The following is a 20,734-nucleotide window of genomic DNA, read 5'->3' as shown; positions in this document are numbered from 1 at the left end:
ATTCGTGAACAAGGTGGTTAGTATTATTCATTTTTAAGAAATAGCAGAGTGCGCCACAATGAATCAACCGTTATTACGTGGAGACCATCATGACTTATTCCTCTGCTACACATGCCCTCTCTGTTAACCCAGCCACCGGTGAGACGCTTGCGGCGTATCCGTGGGCGAGCACCGACGACGTTGAACGCGCAATTGCGCAGGCTGATGCCGGTTTTCGTCAGTGGAGACGCGTAAGCGTTTCAGACCGGGCGCAAAAGCTGCGCGATCTCGCCAGCGCGCTGCGCAACCGTGCAGACGAGATGGCACGAATGATCTCCCGTGAGATGGGCAAACCTATTTTGCAGGCGCGTGCTGAAGTGGCAAAATCCGCCAGCCTCTGCGACTGGTATGCGGAACACGGCCCGGCAATGCTGCAGCCCGAACCGACCCTGGTAGAAAACCAGAACGCGGTGATTGAATACCGGCCGCTGGGACCTGTTCTTGCCGTCATGCCGTGGAACTTCCCGCTCTGGCAGGTACTGCGTGGCGCGGTACCCATCCTGCTGGCCGGGAACAGCTATCTGCTCAAGCACGCGCCAAACGTACTCGGCTCGGCTGACCTTATTGCGCAGGTGTTTGCTGACGCCGGTTTTCCGCAGGGTGTCTTTGGCTGGGTGAATGCCACGAATGAGGGCGTGAGCCAGGCGATCAACGACCGTCGCATTGCCGCTGTAACCGTAACCGGCAGCGTGCGCGCGGGGGCGGCGATTGGTGCGCAGGCGGGGGCAGCACTGAAGAAATGCGTTCTGGAGCTGGGCGGTTCAGATCCGTTTATTGTGCTCAATGATGCTGATTTGGATCTGGCGGTGAAAGCAGCCGTGGCCGGACGTTATCAGAATACCGGACAGGTTTGCGCCGCCGCTAAGCGCTTTATTGTGGAAGAGGGCATCGCTGATGCTTTCACCCAGCGTTTTGTCGAGGCGACGGCAGCCCTGAAGATGGGGACGCCGGATCGCGAAGAAAACTTTATTGGCCCGATGGCGCGATTTGACCTGCGCGATGAACTGCATCAGCAGGTGCAGGCCACGCTGGCCGAAGGCGCCACGCTGCTGCTTGGCGGGGAGAAAGTTGCCGGTGAAGGTAACTACTATGCACCGACCGTGCTGGGTAATGTCACTGCCAGCATGACGGCATTTCGTCAGGAGCTGTTTGGTCCGGTTGCGGCGGTTAGCGTTGCGAAAGACGCGGAGCACGCGCTGCAGCTGGCTAACGACAGCGACTTTGGTCTGTCCGCAACCGTCTTTACCGCGAACGATACGCTGGCGGAGAAATTCTCCCGTGAGCTGGAGTGCGGTGGGGTGTTCATCAATGGTTTCAGCGCCAGCGATGCGCGCGTGGCCTTTGGCGGCGTGAAGAAGAGCGGTTTTGGTCGTGAGCTTTCCCACTTCGGTCTGCACGAGTTCTGTAACGTGCAGACGGTATGGAAGAACAGAGTCTAGTTCGCTCTCCGATAACGGCCTTCAGCACGAAGGCCGTTGTCATTTTCCTGCAATGGTTCTGTCATTTTCGTTTCGTAGACTCGCACGCGTCTAACGTCTTGTTACTGAAGAAAATTATGAACCTAACGCAAATTTTTCGCCGTATTGCGCAGCGCCTCATCCCTCGTCAGTTTGGCCTGCTGACCGGTATTTTCTGTATTATTGGTCTTTTCTCCGCACTGCAACTCTCCTCTTCATTTTTGCTCAATGCTTCCCTGAAGGACGCTCAGCGCAACGAGCAGCAAAATCTGCTGGCGTACCAGCAACAGAGCAAACTGGATCTGGCCCGCGTGTCTCTGCTGGCAGCAAGCGATCTGCTTAACCGCTCCGGCGTCTGGTTTATGCAGGATAAAGAGACCGGCTCTGAAGGAAGCTGGCACAGCCTGATGGACGAAGCTCAGGCGTCGCTGACGGTTTCTCAGCAGGCCTGGAACGCCTGGCTGGCGCTTAATCCGCCAAAAGATGACGCCCTGATCACCAGCTACCAGCTTTTCTACGGTGCCATCAAGGAGCAGGCGGAAGGGCTCATCAAGACCAACACGATCGATGCCTTTTTTGCCGTACCTGCCCAGGCTTTTCAGACTGACTTCAACGAAAACTATGCCCGCTATCAGCAGGCCAGCGAGAAGCAGGCGATGCAGGGCCGCCAGAGCCTGATGGCACAACTCTCTGGCCTGCAAACGCTCTTCCTGATTGCACCGGTTCTGCTACTTGCCATCGCCGTTCTGGTGTGGTTCGGCATGTCCCGCTGGGTCATTACGCCGCTGCGTCGGTTGATTGCTCATATTAACCAGCTGGCGGCAGGAGACCTGTCCGGTACACCGCCGGGCGTGCTGCGCTTTAACAAGGAGATCGGACAGTTGAGCGACAGTGTTTCCACCCTGCAGGACGGACTGCAGGAACTGGTGACCCAGGTCAGCAATGCCACCCACGCAATGGTCGAAAATATAGGCTCGCTGGCGCAGGGCAACCAGAAGCTGTATCTGCAGTCGGCTCGTCAGGCGAAAGAGCTTGAGGATGTGACGACACACATTGCCGCGCTGGAAAACCACGTAGAAGGGAATACAGGTTATGCAAAACTCGCCAGTTCCAGGGCGGACGAGGCGCGCCAGGTAGCCGCGGGTGGCGATCGGATGATGACAACCGTCAATGCCTCCATGCAGGCGATCGTTGACCGATCGTCAGAGATGCGCGGGATTGTGGCGATGATCGACAGCGTGGCGTTTCAGACCAACATTCTGGCACTGAATGCGGCCATCGAGGCTGCCCATGCGGGGAACCACGGGCGCGGGTTCGCCGTTGTCGCCCGGGAAGTGGGGCTGCTGGCCAGAAAGAGCAGCCACTCGACGCAGACTATTCAGGCACTGATCAATCACTCTTTGCAGGGCATCGAAGACGGTTCCCGGGCCGTTAACCTGCTGGAAGATAATCTGCAGCAGGTGATCGGGCTGGTGGCTAATTTAAGCAGTCTGCTGAATGAGATCTCGGTAGCAACCCTGAGCCAGGGGGAGAGCATTCATCAGATGACGCGGCAGCTTCAGGCATTAAATCAGGTTTCCCGTCAGACCGACATGCTGGTGTCTGACGCGTCGGATGCCTCTGAACGGCTGCATAAGCAATCCGATCTTTTATTGCAGGCGGTTTCGCGTTTTCGTCTTAGCGCCTGACGCAACATATAAGCCTCTGTTATACTCGCAGCCCGTTTTAGCCTGAGGGCAAGGAGCAAAGTGTGGCTGCGGTCATCCATAATGAGATGTTGGACGAGATTCTGTCGCAGGTTCGTCCGTTAATTGGAAAAGGGAAGGTTGCCGACTATATTCCGGCCCTTGCCTCGGTCAGCGGGAATAAGCTGGGTATTGCCATTTGTACGGTAGACGGGCAGCGTTACCAGGCCGGTGACGCCACCGAGCGTTTTTCAATTCAGTCGATTTCAAAAGTACTCAGTCTGGTTGCGGCCATGCGCCAGTATGAGGAAGACGAAATCTGGCACCGCGTGGGGAAAGATCCGTCCGGGCAGCCTTTCAACTCACTGCTTCAGCTCGAAATTGAACAGGGTAAACCGCGTAACCCGTTTATCAATGCCGGTGCGCTGGTGGTTTGCGATATGCTGCAAAGCCGTCTCAGCGCCCCTCGCCAGCGTATGCTTGAAATTGTCCGCCAGCTCTCGGGCGTCGCGGATATTGCCTACAATGCGGTGGTGGCGCGCTCGGAGTTTGAACACTCCGCCCGTAACGCGGCTATCGCCTGGCTCATGAAATCGTTTGGTAACTTCCATAACGATGTCGCCACCGTGCTGCAAAACTATTTCCATTACTGCGCGCTGGAAATGAGCTGTGTTGAACTGGCACAGACATTCTTGTTCCTCGCCCATCAGGGGCATGCGCCGCACCTCGCGCAAGATGTTGTCTCGCCCATGCAGGCGCGTCAGGTGAATGCCCTGATGGCGACCAGCGGGATGTATCAGAACGCCGGAGAGTTTGCCTGGCGCGTCGGTCTTCCGGCTAAATCGGGTGTCGGCGGCGGGGTGGTGGCAATCGTGCCTCACGAAATGGCGATTGCCGTCTGGAGCCCGGAGCTGGATGAAACGGGAAATTCACTTGCCGGTGTGGCAGTTCTGGAGAAACTGACCCAACGTCTGAGACGTTCCGTATACTGATGTCGACCCTGGATCCGCTTTTTGCCCGCCTGGCACGATCGCCTTTTCGTTCGCGCTTTCGCTTAGGCACGAAGGAACGGCAGTACTGCTGGGACAAAGGTGCCGAAACCATTGACCAGCACGCCGCCGATTTTATTGCCCGGCGTCTTGCACCGGCCCATCCCAACAATGACGGGAAACAGACGCCCATGCGCGGTCATCCGGTGTTTATAGCTCAGCATGCCACCGCCACCTGTTGTCGTGGCTGTCTGGCAAAGTGGCATAACATTCCGCAGGGTGTTCAGCTCAGCGCGCAGCAACAGCATTATATCGTCAGCGTGATCCACCACTGGCTGGTGCTGCAGATGAACGCCTAAATTTGACGAGTTATGATCCTGTTGTATTTGTGTTATAGATGCAGGTTAAGTTAGTTCAGATCCTGCTGACGATCGACATAATCGCCATAAGTTATTATACGGAATGATATTTAATGCGTTCTGCTCTCTCTGCCTTCAGGTTTTTTCAACCCGATACTCCGCTGCGTAATGCGTCGTGGATCTTTATTTTCACCACCTTATTCTATTTTGTGGGTGCTGAATTGCGTCTGGTTGAAGCGTTGTCGCTGTTCTGGCCACTGAATGGCGTTATGGCGGGAGTATTCGCCCGTTATGCTTATCTGAATCGTCTGCATAACTACGCGATCGCGTATGTTGCCATGCTGATGTACGACGCGGTCACCACCAGCTGGGGAATGGCCTCGCTGGTGATTAACCTGTCGAATATGATTTTTATCGTCGTGGTCGCCATACTGGTTCTGCGTGATAAACGGCTGATGAAAACCCCCGATCCGCTTAATGCGCTGCGTCTGTTTAACTACTGCCTGATTGCTGCGCTGCTGTGTGCCTTGCTTGGCGCGGTGGGGTCGGTCGGTATCGACAGTCACACCTTCTGGCCGCTGTTTGCCGACTGGTTTAGCGAGCAGTTTTCAACGGGGGGGCTGATTGTGCCGTGTATGCTGACGATTAGCCTGCCCGTGCGTGATATTCAGCTACGCCTGGAGCAGCTGTTCCCGGTTATGGCGTTGATTGTCTCGGTGGTCGCGTCGGTGGTGATTGGCGGCGCGGGGAGCCTCTGTTTCCCGCTGCCGGCGCTTATCTGGTGTGCGGTACGCTACCCGCTGCCCGTCACCTGTTTACTGACGTTTCTCACGGGCGCCGTTGAGATCATTCTGGTTGCCAACTCCATTATCAATATTGCCGTCGCGACACCGCTTTCGACCCCGATGATGTTCTCAGCCCGGCTGGGCATTGCCACTATGGCTATTTGTCCGGTGATGGTCTCCGTCAGCGTGGCGGCCATTAATTCACTGATTCGCCAGGTGTCACTGCGGGCAGATTATGATTTTCTAACGCATGTCTATTCCCGCTCCGGGCTTTATGAAGCGTTAAAGCAAGAAGAGGCGCACCGGCATTCGCGTTTTTTAACCGTCATGCTGCTGGATATCGATTACTTCAAAAGCATCAATGATAACTACGGTCACGAGTGCGGTGACCGCGTACTGGCGGCCTTTGCCCGGCAGGTTCAGCAGGTTGTCGGTGAGGACGGTATGGTGGCGCGAATGGGCGGAGAAGAGTTCGCGGTGGTCGTGAATTCCGGGGATGCGCAGCACGGTTTTGAACTGGCTGAACGCATCCGAACCACCGTCGCACATCATCCGTTTACCTGGCGCCAGCAGACGCTGTATCTGACCGTCAGCATTGGCCTGGGCAGCGGTAAATCTGAGTCATGGCAGTTGACGGAGGTCTTTAATAAGCTGATGGCTGAAGCGGACGATCATCTCTATCGTTCAAAGAAAGCGGGGCGAAATCGGACCAGCGCCCGGCTGTCGGATGAGCAGGTTACTGCAACGTCCGGCAGCGAAACATCACTGCATTAGTCGTCATAAGCCAGTGACGTTAACAAATAGCGTCTGAACAGGATATTCGTACACTGACAATGTCTCTGTTTAAGCTACGCTTTTAGTAAAGCTTGCGTCAGGAGACGTTATGAAAACACCTGCAACCCCTGAAAATGAAACGGAACGTCTGAACTCGCTGCGCGAATCAGGCCTGCTTGAAATCGACAGTTCGCCGGCCTTTGACCGCCTGACGCGTCTGGCAAAACGCTTTTTCCAGGTGCCGCTGGCGATGGTCAATCTTATCGATGAGCATTCGCTGATCGTGAAGTCAGCGGATGGCCAGGCACCGGACTCTGTCCCGCGCAATATCTCATTTTGTGGCCATACGATCCTCAGCGAAGCGCCGCTGGTGGTGGGGGACATGCGTCAGGATGACCGCTTTGCCGATAATCCGCTGGTGGCCGGTGAGCCTGGCGTTCGTTTCTACGCTGGTTTCCCGCTGCGTCTGCGCGACGGCGCGAGCGTCGGATCGCTTTGCCTGATTGATTATTCTCCGCGCGAGTTTACGGCGGCCGATCTTGCCGTGCTGGGAGACCTGGGCGCGCTGGCAGAAGATGAATTTGCCGCCGTCAGTGCGGCGACTACCGATGAACTGACGGGCTTATTCAACCGTCGGGGCTTTAATCAGCTCGTCCGGTTTACCCTGTCCGTCGCCCGACGCCGTGCAGAGCCGTTAACCCTCGGCTGGCTGGATCTGGATCGTTTTAAGGAGATAAACGATCGCTACGGCCACGAGGAAGGCGATAAGGCGCTGAACGTGATGGCGCAACTGATGCGTTCCTCCTTCCGTGAGGCGGATCTGCTGGTTCGCTTTGGTGGGGATGAGTTTGCCGTGCTGTTCGCCGATACGGATGAGCAGGGGGCCTGGATTGCGATGCAGTATCTGGCCGAGCAGGTCGAAAATTATAATGCCCGCAAACTGCATCCGTGGTCGCTTCTGTTCTCGTGGGGCCTCAGTGAATTCGACCACAATGGCCATGACCTGCAACAGTGGCTAAAAGAGGCCGATGAAAAGATGTATGCCATGAAGCAGCAGCGCCATCGCGAAAGATGACATAACAAAAGCCTATGATCGATCCGTTTGCGTTAATAAGATGTTAATTGCACAGTGACGGTATTCAACGTAAGGAAAAACAATGAATACCTCACTGCACATCAAAAACCTCTCCCGGGAAGAGATCCTCACTCACCTCGATGCGTTGTCCGCGATCCTCGAAAACTGCGTTAACGGCGGCGCATCCGTCAGTTTTATGTTGCCCTTTAGCCCGGAAAAAGCGCGTGCTTTCTGGCGCGGTATTGCTGAGAGCGTGGGACGCAATGAACGTCTTGTGCTGGCCAGTATCGATCCGCAGGACGGTGTTATCGGCACGGTACAGTTGATCACCGATCAGCCGGAGAATCAGCCGCATCGCGCGGATGTGGCAAAACTGCTGGTCCATGAAAAAGCGCGCCGTAAAGGGGCGGCAATGGCCCTGATGGAAGAACTTGAAGTTCAGGCCAGAGCCAGAGGCATTTCGGTCCTGGTACTGGATACGTCGACTGGCAGCGGTGCCGAGACGTTCTACCAGCGTGCTGGCTGGCAAAAAGTGGGGGAGATCCCGCGCTATGCATTGATGCCGGATGGCGCGATGACCGCCACCTCCGTGTTCTATAAGTTCTTATAATTATTTTTCACAACTCCATCATGAATTGATCAAAACAGGGTTCCCGGTCGTAAAGTTTTGATAAGTTATCGTACCAATCTTATCAGGCTGTATGACTAATTATAAAAGGAACCCATTGTGAACACACTTAACCGTCATGATTTTCCCGGTCCACACTATCCGGAACGTATCATTCAGTTTGGTGAAGGCAATTTCCTGCGGGCGTTTATCGACTGGCAAATCGACTTGTTAAACGAACATACCGATCTCAACGCCGGTGTGGTGGTCGTTCGTCCCATTCAAAGTGATTTTCCGCCGTCGCTGAATACGCAGGATGGACTGTATACCACGATCATTCGCGGCCTGAACGAGAAGGGCGACGCGGTGAGCGATGCGCGTCTTATCCGTTCCGTTAACCGCGAAATCAACGTTTATAATGAATACGATGCGTTCCTCAGGCTGGCTCATAACCCGGAGATGCGCTTTGTGTTCTCGAATACCACGGAAGCCGGGATCGGTTATCACGCGGGCGACACCTTTGAAGATGCGCCTGCCGTCAGCTACCCGGCGAAACTGACGCGATTGCTCTTCGAGCGTTTCAGTCATTTTAACGGTGCGCCAGACAAAGGCTGGGTCATCATTCCGTGTGAACTGATTGACTACAACGGGGATGCGCTGCGGGAACTGGTGCTGCGCTACGCGCAGGATTGGGCGCTGCCGACGGCCTTTACTGAATGGTTGAACGATGCCAACTGCTTCTGCTCGACCCTGGTTGACCGCATTGTAACGGGTTACCCGCGTGACGAAGTGGCCGCCCTGCAGGCTGAACTGGGTTATCAGGACGGGTTCCTGGATACCGCCGAAAACTTCTATCTGTTTGTGATTCAAGGCCCTGACTCCCTTGCCAGCGAACTGCGTCTCGATAAGTTCCCGCTCAACGTATTGATCGTGGATGACATCCGCCCTTACAAAGAGCGTAAAGTCGCCATTCTGAACGGTGCGCACACGGCGCTGGTACCGGTAGCCTTCCAGGCCGGGCTGGACACGGTAGGCGAGGCGATGAACGATGCTGACGTGTGTGCTTTTGTCGAAAAAGCTATCTATGAGGAAATTATTCCGGTACTGGATTTGCCGCGTGATGAGCTGGAATCGTTCGCCAGTGCGGTAACGGGCCGTTTCCGTAACCCTTACATCCGGCATCAGCTGCTGTCGATTGCCCTCAACGGGATGACAAAGTTCCGCACCCGCATTCTGCCGCAGCTGCTGGCAGGGCAGAAAGCAACCGGGTCATTGCCTGCGCGACTGACGTTTGCTTTAGCGGCACTGATTGCGTTTTATCGCGGGGAGCGTAACGGGGAAAGTTACCCGGTACAGGATGACGCGCACTGGCTGGCGCGTTTCCAGCAGATGTGGACACAGCATCACGATCGCCAGATCACTACCCGCCAACTGGTAAAATCGGTACTGAGCGTGAGCGAACACTGGGAGCAAAATCTTACGCAGGTTAACGGCCTGGTCGAGCAGGTTACGCGGGATCTGGATGCTATTCTGCTACAGGGAATGCGTGCGGCGGTTAAACCGCTCTGCTAACACCGTTGCCCGGCTTCGGCCGGGTTTTAATGGAAATCTTATTAGTTACAACATACTATTTGCTCTGTTTTTAAAAAACACCTCTGACACCGTGCGGTTTAGGCTAACCAGGTCAGAAAATTCAATGTTTTATTAACATGCTTGCAACCGTGAGGGGGATCACGTTTAATAGCCACGCTCTTTTTCTTTCCTGAAACTCACTATGATTGTTCGTCCTAAACAGCACTGGTTACAACTCATCTTTGTCTGGCATGGCTCGGTACTGCCAAAAATCTATACCCGCTTGCTACTCAACTTTCTGCTTTCTATCGCCGTGATCCTGATGCTGCCGTGGTACACGTCCCTTGGCATCAAATTTACCGTTGCGCCATTTAGCATTCTCGGTGTGGCGATCGCTATCTTTCTCGGTTTCCGAAACAACGCCTGCTATTCCCGCTACGTTGAGGCGCGCCAGCTTTGGGGGCAACTGATGATAGCGGCACGCTCTCTGTTTCGCGAGGTAAAAAACACCTTGCCGGACGATAAACATCTCGGCGAGTTTGTCCGCCTGCAGATTGCCTTTGCCAACTGTTTGCGCATGACCCTGCGCCGGGAAACGAACGCCGAACAACTTTCCCGTTATCTTCCGGAAGATGATTTACGCAAGGTGATGAACGCCAACTCGCCGGCGAACCGTATTTTACTGATCATGGGGGAGTGGCTTGCCGTCAGGCGCCGCAATGGCGAGCTCTCAGATATCCTGTTCCACAGTCTCAACAACCGGCTGAACGACATGTCCATCGTCCTGTCGGGTTGCGAGCGTATTTTGACGACACCCGTACCGTTTGCTTACACGCTGATCCTTCATCGTACGGTGTATCTGTTCTGCATCATGCTGCCGTTCGCGCTGGTCGTCGATCTGCACTACATGACACCTTTTGTGTCGGCGCTGATTTCTTACACCTTTATCTCGCTGGATACGCTGGCGGAAGAGCTGGAAGACCCGTTTGGTACCGAAGATAATGACCTGCCGCTGGACGCCATCTGCAACATGATGGAACGAGACCTGTTGCAGATGAACGATGAAGAAGAGATCCCCGAAAGACTGTTACCGGATAAATATTATCAACTGACCTGACGGGCATTCCATTCGTCACGGGTGATTTCCCATAGTTCGGAGTCCAGTATGCCGCTGACGTACGCTTTCTTTTCTGTCCTGATAAGCCGCATGCCGCTACTGTCTGAAATACGACGGGAGCGGCTGTTAGCAGCCGCTTTTGGCGCACGCAACACCGGCTTGTTCAGGGTGTTAAACCAATAATCCGTCGCCGCAATACTGGCCTCACGCATGTATCCCTTACCCTGAAACTCCGGCGCCAGCCAGAACCCACGGTTATTATCTTCAACATCGTACAGGCAGATAATCCCCATCAGCTCATCCGGCACCTCGCGACGTCGAATACTCCAGAACCAGGCAATGCCTTTTTCCATATCCGGCAGCGCAACGTTATTAACATAATACTCCGCGCCGTTATCCGGGTAGGGCCAGGGCACTGAGGAGACCATATAGCGAACGATTTCCCAGCGTGGATAAAGCCGCTGTATCTGGACGGCATCTTCCGCGACCAGGGGAATGAGTAACAGGCGGTCTGTCGTTAGCGTCGGTATTGTCATCCGTGGTTCTCCCTGTTTAAGCGTTATGTTCTTGTTCACCTTCTGATATTTTCATCTCTATCACATTCTTTTTCGGTGTGCTGGAATTCTTTACTACCAATAACTGCTTTTAAAAGGCTTTCGATTTGTAATATGAGGAATATATGGCTGTTACGGTAAGAGCTTTACGCGCAGAAGATTATTCCCAGTGGCGTCCGCTGTGGGACGGCTACACCCATTTTTATGACTGTGTCCTCGATGAGTCCGTGACAGCCGCGACATGGCAAAGGGCGCTCGACGAGCGATCATCGATGTTTTGCCGGGTTGCGGAAAGCGACGGCAACGTCATCGGCTTCGCCATGTGTATTTTGCACGAAGGAACCTGGTCGACAGCGCCCGTTTGTTATCTGGAAGACCTGTTTGTTGCTGCCAGCCAACGGGGAGCAGGGACCGGAAAAGCGCTCATTGACGCCCTGATGGACGAAGGCAAGCGCGAAGGGTGGTCGAAACTTTACTGGGTCACGCGGCAGAACAACCCGGCACGTAAACTCTACGACCAATATGGCGAAGCCGACGATTACGTTCGTTATCGCGTCTCGCTTTAAGACGCAATGACCTGTGTTTGTATCACATTGTATCAACGCCTCTGATACATACACAGGCTTGCAATAAAGGCCCATTCGCACATATCCGCTATACAAACCGATGTTGTTATATCCCCGTGAATCGTACTCAATCGGAGATAACAACATGTTCAGCAAACTCGCATACTCAACTCTGGCGTTAACCGTTTCTCTTGGTACCGTCATGTCCTGTCAGGCCGAAGCAACCGGTACTGATTTCGCGACGGCGTTTGATCATCCTCAGCAGATTAACGCCGGCGACCTTAACGTCGGTTATGTCGACATCGGCCCGAAAAATGGTCAACCGATCATTTTATTACACGGCTGGCCCTACGATATTCATAGTTATGCGCAAGTCGCTCCCGCGCTGGCTGCCAAAGGATATCGGGTGATTGTGCCTTCTCTGCGTGGCTACGGAACTACCCGTTTCCTCTCAGACAAAACGCCGCGTAACGGCCAGCCTTCGGCCATGGCGAAAGACATTGTGAACCTGATGGATGCCCTGAACATCAAGCAGGCCGTTTTTGCAGGATACGACTGGGGTGCCCGTACGGCGGACATCGTCGCGGCGCTGTGGCCAGAACGCGTTAAATCGCTGGTCTCCGTCAGCGGATACCTGATCAGCAGCCAGCAGATTGGCAAACAACCCTTACCGCCGAAAGCAGAAGTTCAGTGGTGGTATCAGTTCTATTTCGCCACCGAACGTGGTGCTGAAGGCTACGCCAAAAACACCCATGACTTCGCCCGTTTGATCTGGTCGCAGGCATCACCTGACTGGAAATTTAGCGATGCAACGTTTAACGCCAGTGCCAAATCCCTTGATAACCCGGACCATGTCGCGGTGACGCTCAGTAACTATCGCTGGCGTTTAGGGCTGGAAAAAGGGGAGCGCAAATACGACAGTTATGAGCAAAAACTGGCAACGCTTCCGAATATTACCGTCCCGACGATCACCATCGAAGGTGGAAACAACGGGGCGCCGCATCCTGCTCCACAGGCCTACGCCGGGAAATTCACCGGCAAGTATGAACACCGTACCTTTGGCAAAACCGTAGGTCACAATCCTCCGCAGGAAGATCCGCAGGATTTCGTCAACGCAGTTGTGGACGCAGATAAACTCTGAAATGTGCTATTTTCAATACGTTACCCTTCAGTCTGGAGATTTCTGTGGAGCATATTGATCATATCCTTGTCGTCGATGACGACAGGGATATTCGTGAGCTGATTGTCGATTACCTCGTTAAGTCCGGATATCGCGCCTCTGGCGCGGCAAATGGCAAAGAGATGCGAGTTGTGCTTGATAAACAGCATATCGATCTTGTGGTGCTGGATGTCATGATGCCCGGCGATGACGGATTAACGCTGTGCCGTCAGCTCCGAAGCGGTAAACATAAAGACTTGCCCATTCTGATGCTCACGGCGCGTAACGAGGAAACAGACCGGATCCTGGGGCTGGAGATGGGGGCAGACGATTATGTCGTGAAGCCTTTTGTTGCACGCGAGTTACTCGCGCGGATCAAAGCCATTTTACGTCGTTTCCGCACAATGCCCCCTAATTTACAGGTGACGGAAGCCGGACGACTGGTCACGTTCGGAGAATGGCAACTGGACACCGTGGCCCGTCATTTAATCGACAGTGAAGGGATGGTGGTGGCGCTCAGCGGGGCGGAATATCGTCTGCTGCGCGTGTTCCTCGATCACCCTCAGCGTGTCCTGACCCGCGATCAACTGCTAAATCTGACCCAGGGGCGCGATGCCGAGCTTTTTGAACGATCGATTGATCTGCTGGTGAGCCGGGTGCGTCAGCGTCTGAATGAAGACGCCCGCACGCCGGCCTATATCAAGACCGTGCGCAGTGAAGGTTATGTCTTTACAATGCCGGTGACCATAAAAGAGGCCAATGAATGACGCTTTGGCCACGCTCGTTGCTGTCCCGGCTGTTGGTCATCGTGCTGGCTGGACTCTTGCTGGCGAATACTCTCAGCCTGACGCTGGTGATGGTTGAACGCATGCACAGCGCCCGCACCGTAATGCTGGGTAATCTGGAAAACGATGTAGCCACTAGCGTGGCCATTCTTGACCGGCTTCCCGCCCAGGAGCGGGCGGCCTGGCTGCCGCGGCTGGAGCGCGGTAACTATCGCTATATTCTCGGGCCTGGAGAACCGGGCGCACCGCCTGAGGATAAGCGTTCACGCGATGCCATTCGAACGCTTAAAGAGACCCTTACGGCTGACTACCCGCTCACGTTTACCGCCGTTCCCGGTCCCATTTCCCATATTCAGGCGCATCTCACCTTACGGGATGGCGCACCGTTGACCATCGATCTGACACCACGCATGCCGCCGGTCGCCAGCTGGTTACCTGTCGTGCTGGTATTGCAGCTGCTGCTGCTTGCGGCCTGTGCCTGGATCGCCGTGCGTCAGGTGATTCGGCCTTTTTCTCAGTTTACCCGTGCGGTTGACGCGCTGGACCCGGCGGCAAACACACCAATGACGGAGAAGGGGCCGGTAGAAGTGCAAAGAGCCGCGCATGCCTTTAACGCGATGCAGGCGCGCATTCAATCCTATCTTCGCGAACGCGCGCAGATCCTGGCATCCATTTCTCACGACCTGCAGACGCCCATCACGCGCATGAAATTGCGCGTCGAGATGGCCGATCAACCCGAGTTACGAGACAAGTTATTGAACGACCTCGATAACATGACCCGTCTGGTGCGAGAGGGGATTGCCTATGCCCGGTCATCAGAATCTCTGGAAGAGACCTCGCTAAAGCTGGAGCTCAATGCCTGGGTAAACAGCATTGCCTGTGATTATCAGGACATTGGTAAAAACGTGCAGTTTCAGGCAAACGACGCTCGTCTGCCGATAGTGACTCGGCCGCAGGCGCTTCGCCGGGTGATGACCAACCTCCTGGATAACGCGCTTAAGTTTGGTGGCTATGCCGTTATTGAGATTGATGATTCTTCAGCCGGACACATTGCTATCCATATTCTGGACGGCGGGCCGGGGATACCCGAGGCTGAACTCGACGCGGTATTACAGCCTTTTTATCGGGTAGAAACTTCGCGTAACCGTGATACCGGCGGAACCGGCCTGGGGCTGGCGATTGCCTCACAGCTGACCGCGCAGCTTGACGGGAAACTGCGGCTGGCAAACCTTCCTGAAGGCGGGCTGAAGGTCACGGTAACGCTGCCGCGTCGCTAATTGTACGGTTTTGTATCCGGTTCCGTTACCGATACGAGAGCAGACAAATCATCCCGTTTTGTACACATCCCAAACACATCCGTACGATGAAATACCCTCACTGCAGCGTCGCAGGCCATCTGTAATGTGAGGTTTTTATGTTTTTGATAATCGCGTTTCTGGGCGGGATGATAAGCCTGCTCAGTCCATGTACGCTCCCGGTGATACCTCTTCTGTTTGCCGGTTTTCAGGGGCAGCGAAGACATATCCTGGCTCTGCTGGCAGGGATGATCGTGATGTTTACCGTGGTGGCGATGGTTGTCACGGTTGCCAGCGAATGGATCACGGATGCCACGATAATAGGGCGCTGGCTGGCACTCATTATTCTGGCTACAGCCGCGCTGGCCTTGATTTTCCCGTCCTTCGCCCAGCGTATAGCCGAGCCTGCGGTCAGCGCGGGCAATATCCTCAATACCCGCAGCGGACAAACGCGCGGAATGTTTTCTGCTTTCCTGGCCGGACTGGCCGTCGGTCTGCTCTGGTCTCCCTGTGCCGGACCGATCCTCGGGGCTATTTTCAGTATCAATATTGCAGGTCATTCGGCCATCACCACCGGCGCGCTGCTGGCGGCGTATGGCAGCGGATGTGCGCTTATGCTGGGCCTGCTTATGGCCGGTGGTCGGAAACTGATGGCACCGCTGCGGGCCAAATCAGCACTGATGGAAAGGATGCGCAAGGGGGCGGGCGTGGTGATGTTAGCGGCTGTGGCGTTCAACGCCACGGGGATGAACTCGGTGCTGAAAGGTGCAAATGGCGTGGCAGACCGTCTTGAAACCACGCTGTTGACTCTGGCGAAGCCCGCCACTGCGCCAGTAAAACTGCAGCCGGTCGTCATGACCGAACCCAGCAGTCAGTTGCCTTCGTTAAGTGGCGGAACCGGATGGGTTAATGGTGACCCTGTCACGTCTGAATCTTTGCGAGGTAAAGTCGTCCTGATTGATTTCTGGACCTGGGACTGCATCAACTGCCAGCATACGCTCCCGCATGTCCGCGACTGGGCCACACGATATCAGTCCCAGGGTCTGGTGGTCATCGGCGTGCATACGCCTGAATATCCGTGGGAAAAACCGCTCTCGTCGGTGAAAAACGCGGTGAACAAATGGCAACTGCCGTATCGGGTCGTGACGGATAATAACTACCAGATCTGGAACGCCTTCGGTAACCAGTACTGGCCTGCACATTATTATTTCGATGCCAAAGGGCAGTTACGTTATACCTCTTTTGGTGAAGGTAACTATGAAGAACAGGAAAAAGTTATCCAGCAGTTGCTTAAAGAGGCCCGCTCATAACGTTGCTCAGGGCTGACGTTGAGCAATGATAAACAACCGTGGAAAAGCCAGCAGTATCTGCCCGTTTTCCTGGAGCGGATACTGCTCTTCCAGCATTTCATGGTAGCGCTTGAGAAAACGTTTCTGCTCGCTCTCATTAAGCTCCTGCAGCCACGGACGTAAACCGGTCGCGCTTACCCAGTCAATGATGGCCTGGTGTGAGCTCATTTTATGGAAATAGGTTGTCCGCCAGATATCCACATCACAACCGGCGTCTGTCAGAATGTCGTAATAGGCATGCACGCCGGGTAAGGCTTCACGACCCCGGTCGGGATAGCCTTGCTCCCAGGCAACTTCACGCATCGCCACATGAGTGGGCTCAAGCCAGTTGTCAGGCATCTGAATGGCCAGTACGCCATTTAACGTGAGCAGAGAGACCAGGTGCGGCAGAAGATCGTAGTGGTCGGGCACCCACTGCAATGAGGCATTGGCGTAAATCAGGCTCAGCGGCTGGCCGGGCTTAAACTGACGGATATCGGCCTCAACAAAGTGGCAATCCGGTAAGGCGCTGCGGGCTTCGTCGAGCATCGCAGGTGAGTTATCGACCCCTGTGACGTGCGCTGAAGGCCAGCGATGTTTTAACAGCGCCGTACTGTTTCCAGGCCCGCAGCCCAGATCGACGATGGATGACACGTCATCCAGGGGAATTCTGGCGAGCAATTCAGCGGCGGGGCGCGTACGTTCGGCTCCGTATCGCAGGTACAGGGAAGGGTTCCAGTCAGCCATCTTTGCATCTCCGTTGTGCATGCTTCAGCAAGAATAGCACACACAGACACCTGCACTGCGGCAGGTGTCTGTCCTGCAGCAATTACAGAATGCCTTTCAGGGCAATATGATAAAGCAGCATGATGGTTTTCCCGTCGACAATCCTGCCCGTTTCAATGCCGCGCAGTGCCTCTTCCAGCGTCATTTCCAGTACGTCGATATCCTCACCCTCCGCTTTGAGTCCACCGCCTTCACTGGTTCTGTCTTTCGGCTGGTATTCGGCGAGATAAAAATAGAGTTTTTCAGTGACGGAGCCCGGGCTCATGTAAGCTTCAAAAATTTTCTCAACGCGGGAAACGCTATAGCCGGTCTCTTCTTCCGCTTCTGCTTTAATCCGGCTTTCCGGATCCATGTTATCGAGCAAGCCCGCAGCAGCTTCAATAAGGTCATCTTCGTGCCCGTTAATAAAGACAGGGAAACGGAACTGGCGGGTCAGGATCACCGTCTTTTTATCCCGGTTATAAAGCAGGATGGTGGCTCCGTTTCCCCGGTCGTAAACTTCGCGATTTTGCCGCTGCCATTCGCCATCGCGTCGCTGCAGATCAAAGGTATATTTTTTCAGGATGTACCAGTTATCAGACAGTGTTTCACTTTCTATGATGCGTACATCTGCACGTTTTGATTGCACGTTTGTTCCTCCTTACGTAGAGTAATTATCATAAACAGCATTGTCGTGCAGTTTCAAGATTAAACGTGCAATATCAGGAATTCCTTATGCTCACAACGCAGCGAAAACAATTGATCCTTGAAAAGCTCGAGGCTGAAGGTCAGGTCCAGTCGAAAGCGCTCAGCACGCTTTTCGCGGTGTCTGAAGATACCATTCGGCGTGATTTACGCGAGCTGGCGGCAGAAGGGCGTTTACAGCGTGTTCACGGCGGGGCGCTGCCGTCATCCTCGGCCATTGCCCCGTTTGCTGAGCGTAAATCGGTAAAGATGGATGCCAAGAAAAATGTCGCCCGTAAAGGTGCGCAGCTGATTTCTGACGGCCAGGTGGTGATCATTGACGGCGGCACGACCACGTCAGAGCTGATTACGTTTCTGCCTCCTGATTTGAAGATAACCGTGGTCACGCACAGCCCTGGCATTGCGCTGGGACTTGTCGAACATCCCTCCATTGAGGTTATCCTGATCGGTGGCCGTCTGTATAAACACTCTATTGTCGCGGTCGGCGCGGCTGCTATCGAAGGCATCGAAAAAATCCATGCGGACCTGTTCTTTATGGGAGTGACTGGCATCCATCCTGATGCGGGCCTGACGACCGGTGATTTTGAAGAGGCGAGTATCAAACGTGCATTTTCCGGCAGAGCCGCCGAAACGGTTGTGCTGGCTTCCCCCGAAAAAATCAATACCGCGTCATCTTTTGTGATTGGCGATCTGTCGCTGGTGAACACGATTGTCGTTGAAGACGATACCGATAGCGCCTGGATTAACGCGGTAAAAGAAAAGGGGATTTCCGTGGTGATGACCTCAGCACGGGAAAAGGCATAACCCACGCGAAAAGCCTTTATGATCCGGCCTGTCGGTAAGCCGACAGGCTGGCAGGCCACATCAAACCTGAGGGATATCCTCAAGCGCAGTGTAAATCTTAAGCCCCAGCGTTTGCGCCACCTCTATGTCCATATCGGCCCCTTTGGACGCGCCGGCAATCCGGTAGATAGCATCACATTTTGCAATGAGTCGGTGCGCGACGGGATACAGCATTGCTTCACTGATTTCATCACCCATCGATTTCGAGCCAGCCGCTTTTGCCAACGGTAAGGCCAGCCATTCGCCAATAACCGGAACGTGGCCACGTTGATAGACGGCTAACGCCGCATTTTCAAGACGAGCAAGGTTTTCATCAATGCGCGCCTGCACGCCATCGGTGCCGCTACGATAGGGGCCGGCGATTAAAATCAACTGTTGTGTCATATCAACCTCAGTAAGTAAAAATGCATGAGTTTGCACATTTGTGCGTCTTTTGTTTCTGGCTTCATATTAATCGCCAGTTTCGTGCAATTTCAAGCAATATTGTGCATTATGGTTTTTTTAAGACAGTTGCAGAAGAGTAGAGCTGGTCTATGCTCAAAAAGCAGAGATCAACCATTCTCTGGGCGTATTGAAAAATAACAATAATCTTGCGTTTCAGGGGGTGGAAATGAAGAGGATCCTGCTCGTTACAGTGTCATGCTTGCTCTCGGTAATCTCCTTTCTCAGCGTAGCCGCAGAGCCGCGCCAGGAGCCGACAGATCGGGAGCGCGCCAGAACGATTTATATTTTCCATCAGCCGATTGTTATGCTGCAGGCAAAATTCGGTCTGACCACGCCTGAAGAGCGAGTTTTGCGCATTCGTAATACGCTGCGCAATTTCTCTCAACAGGATGTTCGGGAGCCCCTGAAAATTATTCCGGTTACCCGTTACAACCAACCGGGAAGACTGATTGTGATGAACGGCAAGCCGGTGATGTTACTGGCACAAGCCGATCTCGATGAGGGCGACGACCTGACGCTTGATGAGGCAGCTCAACGTGTGCTGACCCGAATGGAGGCACAACGTACGGCGCTTCGCGATCAATATGACGCCGGGTGGCTGGCATTATCGGCAGGCAAAACGGCCGCAGGGCTGCTGGCACTGTTTGTTTTCTGGTACGGTGCCTGGCGGTCATGGCGTGGAGTAAGGCGTTTTTACCGAGGCCGCATTCTTGAGAACCGCAGTATCATTCCACAAAGCTGGCGCAGGTTTGTCGGCGCGATTGAGACTCGTTTGTATGCTTTGCTGATGATTATTCTGGGTATTCTCGGGCTTTATATCTGGCTAAGTTGGTCATTCAGTCTGTTTCCCTGGACGCGCGTTTGGGGGGCATCGCTGGGTGACTGGACCATGCGTGTTCTGCGGGATATCGCACTGTCTATTGTCTCGGCTATGCCGGGCATTTTAATCGTCCTGATTATTTTTCTTATCACAGCCTTCATTCTAAAACTCCTTAAAGTCTTGTTAAATCAGGTAGAAGCAGGGCGTTTACACCTTCCCGGGATCCATCCTGAAACCGTCGGCGCGACGCGGAAGTTAATTTCTGTAGTGGTGTGGTTATTTGCTCTGTCCGCGGCATACCCGTTTTTACCCGGGGCCAATTCACTGGCCTTTAAAGGTATCAGTGTATTCTTTGGGCTGATGTTGACCCTGGGATCTGCCGGGGTGATGAACCATGCCATGAGTGGCCTGGTACTGATTTACTCGCGAGCATTGAGAAAAGGCGACATCATTCGGGTCGCGGATAACGAAGGGTTGGTCACAGAGATAGGTATGCTCGCGACGAAAATCATTACGCGGGAGAATTATGTTGTAACCGTACCGAATGCTGTCGTAGTTAGCGGCAAAATCACTAATCTGAGCGCGCAAAATCCAGATGGTGGCGTGAACCTGACGACAGGTGTCACTATCGGATACGACACGCCATGGCGGCAAGTTCATGCCATGCTGGAGATTGCCGCCAGACGGGCGAAATGTATCGATCAGTCACAACAGCCGCTGGTAAGACAATTGAGTTTGATGGACTGGTATATTGCTTATGAACTTCAGGTGAAGCTGCGTGCCGGGCAATCACTGGCGGAGGCCCGCAATGAACTGCACAGCAATATTCAGGATGTCTTTAACGAGTTTAATGTACAAATCATGTCGCCAAACTTTGTGATGCAACCAGAAGGCGCGGTCGTCGTGACGGAAGATAACTGGTATGCAGCGCCGGCAGAGAAGCCAGAGAATAAACAGCGTGAGTGAAGATGGCTATGCAGGTTTAGAGGATTCGGAGCAGATAAGGTGCAT

General features: G+C 54.1%; 20 protein-coding genes. 16 read left to right on the top strand and 4 right to left on the bottom strand.

The genetic code is table 11. The annotated features are described in order from the left end of the window. Positions 1–89: 89 nt before the first annotated feature. The 9 genes from sad (at position 90) to AB6731_RS04925 (ending at position 10,459) form a co-directional block, all read left to right on the top strand. Positions 90–1,478: a succinate-semialdehyde dehydrogenase gene (gene sad, locus AB6731_RS04965; protein ID WP_063156406.1), complete on the top strand. Its 1,389-nt coding sequence runs from the start codon at positions 90–92 to the stop codon at positions 1,476–1,478. Positions 1,479–1,594: 116 nt separating this feature from the next. Continuing rightward, complete coding sequence (locus AB6731_RS04960) at positions 1,595–3,184, top strand: methyl-accepting chemotaxis protein (RefSeq protein ID WP_047356501.1); 1,590 nt, start codon at positions 1,595–1,597, stop codon at positions 3,182–3,184. A gap of 62 nt (positions 3,185–3,246) precedes the next feature. Then, on the top strand, positions 3,247–4,173 hold the full coding sequence (glsB, locus tag AB6731_RS04955; RefSeq protein ID WP_244047987.1) for a glutaminase B: 927 nt from the start codon (positions 3,247–3,249) through the stop codon (positions 4,171–4,173). Continuing rightward, positions 4,173–4,529, top strand: a complete 357-nt coding sequence (locus tag AB6731_RS04950; RefSeq protein WP_063156408.1) for a DUF4186 domain-containing protein — start codon at positions 4,173–4,175, stop codon at positions 4,527–4,529. The genes glsB and AB6731_RS04950 overlap by 1 nt, the downstream gene beginning before the upstream one ends. 113 nt (positions 4,530–4,642) lie before the next feature. After that, complete coding sequence (locus AB6731_RS04945; RefSeq protein ID WP_371005968.1) at positions 4,643–6,088, top strand: diguanylate cyclase domain-containing protein; 1,446 nt, start codon at positions 4,643–4,645, stop codon at positions 6,086–6,088. A gap of 109 nt (positions 6,089–6,197) precedes the next feature. After that, the gene (locus AB6731_RS04940; RefSeq protein WP_014170057.1) at positions 6,198–7,163 is read left to right on the top strand and encodes a sensor domain-containing diguanylate cyclase; all 966 of its coding nucleotides are present in this window, start codon (positions 6,198–6,200) and stop codon (positions 7,161–7,163) included. A gap of 82 nt (positions 7,164–7,245) precedes the next feature. Beyond that, positions 7,246–7,773, top strand: coding sequence for an N-acetyltransferase family protein (locus AB6731_RS04935; protein WP_371005967.1), 528 nt, complete (start codon positions 7,246–7,248; stop codon positions 7,771–7,773). A 117-nt stretch (positions 7,774–7,890) separates the two neighbouring features. Continuing rightward, positions 7,891–9,342, top strand: coding sequence for a tagaturonate reductase (locus AB6731_RS04930; protein ID WP_371005965.1), 1,452 nt, complete (start codon positions 7,891–7,893; stop codon positions 9,340–9,342). 202 nt (positions 9,343–9,544) lie between these two features. Then, positions 9,545–10,459 (top strand): bestrophin family protein, encoded by a 915-nt coding sequence (locus AB6731_RS04925; protein WP_014170060.1) that lies wholly within the window; start codon positions 9,545–9,547, stop codon positions 10,457–10,459. Here the strand turns inward: AB6731_RS04925 and AB6731_RS04920 are convergent. Further along, entirely contained in the window at positions 10,447–10,995 is a 549-nt protein-coding gene (locus tag AB6731_RS04920) for a GNAT family N-acetyltransferase (protein ID WP_025204195.1), read from the bottom strand. The genes AB6731_RS04925 and AB6731_RS04920 overlap by 13 nt on opposite strands. Before the next feature lie 143 nt (positions 10,996–11,138). On the opposite strand from AB6731_RS04920, the gene AB6731_RS04915 reads away from it, so the two are divergent. The 5 genes from AB6731_RS04915 (at position 11,139) to AB6731_RS04895 (ending at position 16,128) form a co-directional block, all read left to right on the top strand. Beyond that, positions 11,139–11,579, top strand: coding sequence for a GNAT family N-acetyltransferase (locus AB6731_RS04915; RefSeq protein WP_014170062.1), 441 nt, complete (start codon positions 11,139–11,141; stop codon positions 11,577–11,579). Positions 11,580–11,724: 145 nt separating this feature from the next. Further along, entirely contained in the window at positions 11,725–12,720 is a 996-nt protein-coding gene (locus AB6731_RS04910) for an alpha/beta fold hydrolase (RefSeq protein ID WP_020884143.1), read from the top strand. Positions 12,721–12,764: 44 nt separating this feature from the next. Beyond that, positions 12,765–13,505 carry a response regulator gene (locus tag AB6731_RS04905; protein ID WP_025204193.1) on the top strand — a complete coding sequence of 247 codons (741 nt, stop codon included), beginning with the start codon at positions 12,765–12,767 and terminating at the stop codon, positions 13,503–13,505. Further along, positions 13,502–14,800 (top strand): ATP-binding protein, encoded by a 1,299-nt coding sequence (locus AB6731_RS04900; RefSeq protein WP_371005964.1) that lies wholly within the window; start codon positions 13,502–13,504, stop codon positions 14,798–14,800. Before AB6731_RS04905 ends, AB6731_RS04900 begins: the two co-directional genes overlap by 4 nt. A gap of 137 nt (positions 14,801–14,937) precedes the next feature. Continuing rightward, the gene (locus tag AB6731_RS04895; protein WP_371005963.1) at positions 14,938–16,128 is read left to right on the top strand and encodes a cytochrome c biogenesis protein/redoxin; all 1,191 of its coding nucleotides are present in this window, start codon (positions 14,938–14,940) and stop codon (positions 16,126–16,128) included. Between the two features lie 6 nt (positions 16,129–16,134). On the opposite strand, the gene tam is transcribed toward AB6731_RS04895, so the two are convergent. Together tam and AB6731_RS04885 are read right to left on the bottom strand one after the other, a co-directional pair. Continuing rightward, positions 16,135–16,893 (bottom strand): trans-aconitate 2-methyltransferase, encoded by a 759-nt coding sequence (gene tam / locus AB6731_RS04890; RefSeq protein WP_020884139.1) that lies wholly within the window; start codon positions 16,891–16,893, stop codon positions 16,135–16,137. Between the two features lie 82 nt (positions 16,894–16,975). Then, positions 16,976–17,560 carry an NUDIX domain-containing protein gene (locus tag AB6731_RS04885; protein WP_047356491.1) on the bottom strand — a complete coding sequence of 195 codons (585 nt, stop codon included), beginning with the start codon at positions 17,558–17,560 and terminating at the stop codon, positions 16,976–16,978. 86 nt (positions 17,561–17,646) lie between these two features. On the opposite strand from AB6731_RS04885, the gene AB6731_RS04880 reads away from it, so the two are divergent. Then, a complete protein-coding gene (locus AB6731_RS04880; RefSeq protein ID WP_050736794.1) occupies positions 17,647–18,420 on the top strand; it encodes a DeoR/GlpR family DNA-binding transcription regulator in 774 nt (257 codons plus the stop codon). 60 nt (positions 18,421–18,480) lie between these two features. Here AB6731_RS04880 and AB6731_RS04875 read toward each other — a convergent pair whose 3' ends face one another. Next, positions 18,481–18,843, bottom strand: a complete 363-nt coding sequence (locus AB6731_RS04875; RefSeq protein ID WP_020884136.1) for a DUF4406 domain-containing protein — start codon at positions 18,841–18,843, stop codon at positions 18,481–18,483. Positions 18,844–19,069: 226 nt separating this feature from the next. On the opposite strand from AB6731_RS04875, the gene AB6731_RS04870 reads away from it, so the two are divergent. Continuing rightward, positions 19,070–20,689 (top strand): mechanosensitive ion channel family protein, encoded by a 1,620-nt coding sequence (locus tag AB6731_RS04870; RefSeq protein ID WP_371005962.1) that lies wholly within the window; start codon positions 19,070–19,072, stop codon positions 20,687–20,689. Positions 20,690–20,734 lie beyond the last annotated feature (45 nt).

It is taken from the genome of Enterobacter sp. RCC_40 (genome assembly GCF_041360735.1).
In the GTDB taxonomy this organism is placed as follows: Bacteria; Pseudomonadota; Gammaproteobacteria; order Enterobacterales; family Enterobacteriaceae; genus Enterobacter; species Enterobacter ludwigii.
The sequence above is the reverse complement of the archived record's forward strand: the minus strand, read 5'-3'. Positions and strand labels throughout refer to the sequence as shown.